The organism is Microvirga calopogonii (genome assembly GCF_003347665.1).
In the GTDB taxonomy this organism is placed as follows: Bacteria; Pseudomonadota; Alphaproteobacteria; order Rhizobiales; family Beijerinckiaceae; genus Microvirga; species Microvirga calopogonii.
In genome coordinates this window covers 1-1,997 of sequence record NZ_QDGA01000228.1, presented here as the reverse complement: position 1 = coordinate 1,997, position 1,997 = coordinate 1, and the positions used below count along the sequence as shown (strand labels likewise).

General features: G+C 67.9%; 2 pseudogenes. Both read left to right on the top strand.

Going from position 1 to position 1,997, the window contains the following annotated elements:
• Positions 1-1,226 (top strand): annotated as a pseudogene (locus tag DDF70_RS36105) (IS3 family transposase).
• A 37-nt stretch (positions 1,227-1,263) separates the two neighbouring features.
• Positions 1,264-1,997: pseudogene (locus DDF70_RS36100) on the top strand (IS256 family transposase); the annotation flags it as partial.

Sequence of the window (1,997 nt, the reverse complement as noted above, 5' to 3'; positions counted from 1 at the left end):
ATGATGACAGAGATGATGAAGGATGCGGCCGGTCCGGGCCGTGGTGGGCGCATGTCGCGCCAGCGCAAACGCGAGGCGGTTCTGCGGCTGCTGCGCGGTGAGGATCTGGACACGGTCTCGCGCTCCCTGGGCGTGACGGCCGCCACGCTGAGCGGCTGGCGCGATGCTTTCCTGGCAGCCGGCGAGGCCAGTCTCGCCACCCGGCTGGCCACCGGTGAGGCGCTGGGGACTGAGCGGCTCAAGGCCCGGCTCGGCGAGATGCTGCTGGAGCGTGAGCTGCTGGAGGCCAAGATTGCCCTTCTGGAGGGCGGCCGCCCTTTAGCTCAGAGGAGGTCGAGGCGATGAGCCGGGCCCTCTCGCCGAGCAGCGGCCGGCCCTATGGCTTGGCGCGTGTCTGCCGGATCTGGCGCGTGGCCCGGGCGAGCGTCTACCGGCAGCGTCAGCCGCAGACGGACCGGCGGCGCCGCGGCCCGGTCGGACCGCTGTCCGATCCAGTGCTCACAACCGAGATCCGTGCCGTCCTGGCCGCCAGTCCGTTCCATGGCGAGGGGCATCGGAAAGTTTGGGCCCGCCTGCGCCTGAAGGGCATCCGCACCTCGCTCCGCCGTGTGTTGCGGCTGATGCGCGAGCACGACCTGCTGGCGCCGTCCCGGATGGGGGCGCCGCGTGGGCCGCGCAACCACGACGGCACGATCATTCCGGCAACCATCGACACCCTGTGGGGCACCGACATGACCACCGCTTGGACTGGCGAAGGGCAAGCTGCCGTGTTCGTGGCGGTCGATCACTACAGTGCCGAGTGCGTCGGCATTCATGCCAGTCGCCAAGCCACCCGCTTTGAAGCTCTCGAGCCGCTGCGCCAGGGCGTACGCGAGCACTTTGGCGGCTTTAGCAAAGGGATTGCTTCAGGCCTGTCGATCCGGCACGACCATGGCAGCCAATACATGTCGCGAGCATTCCAGGACGAGTTGCGGTTCCTTGGGATCGAGAGTTCGCCGGCCTTTGTGCAGGCTCCTGAAGGCAATGGCTGTGCGGAGCGGTTCATCCGCACCCTGAAGGAAAACCTGCTGTGGGTGCGCTCGTTCGAAACCATCGAGGAGTTGCGCCAGGCGCTGCTGACCTTCCGAGAAACCTACAACTCCACCTGGCTGATAGCCCGGCACGGATTTCAGACGCCGAAAGCCGTCCGGCACAACCAGCTTCCATCCGCGGCCCTCGCCGCGTAGGCTTCAATCCGGTGTCTCAAAAACTGCGGGCGGTACACTGGCGGCCTTGTTCGGCGGGGCGGTGGGCAAGGACACGGTCAGCCGGGTCTGGCGCAAGGTGCAGGCCGACTGGCAAGCCTGGAACCAGCGCTCGCTCGCCGACGAGCCGATCGTGCGGCTGATCCTCGACGGCACGGTGGTGCGCGTCCGGCTCGACAAGAAGGCGACCTCGATTGCGCTGCTGGTGGTGATCGGGGTGCGCGAGGATGGCCAGAAGGTCTTGCTGGCCGTCCGGAACATGGGCGGCGAGACCACGGCCGCCTGGCGTGCGGTCCTCGACGACCTCGTCGCGCGCCAGCTGCGGCGGCCAGCCTTTGTCATCGTGGATGGCGCGCCGGGCCTGGAGCAGGCGCTCGCGGCCGTGTGGGAGGGTGTGCCCCTGCAGCGCGGCACGGTGCATAAGCACCGCAACCTGCTCGCCCATGCGCCCAAGCGTCTCTACGACGCGATCACGGCGGACTACACCGACATGATCTATGCCGCCACGGCCGAGGAAATTGAGGAGCGCCGCCAGGCCTTTCTCCGCAAATGGCGGCTGCGGCATCGGGCGGTGGCGGACAGCCTGGAGGAGGCGGGCGAGGCGCTGTTTGCTTTCACGACGCTGCCGTCCTCGCAATGGAAGTCGGCCCGCACCACCAATGCCATCGAACGGCTGCACGAGGAGTTCAAGCGGCGGATCAAAACCCAGACGGTGCTGCCCTCGGCTGCCACCGCCGCCATGCTGTTCTGGGC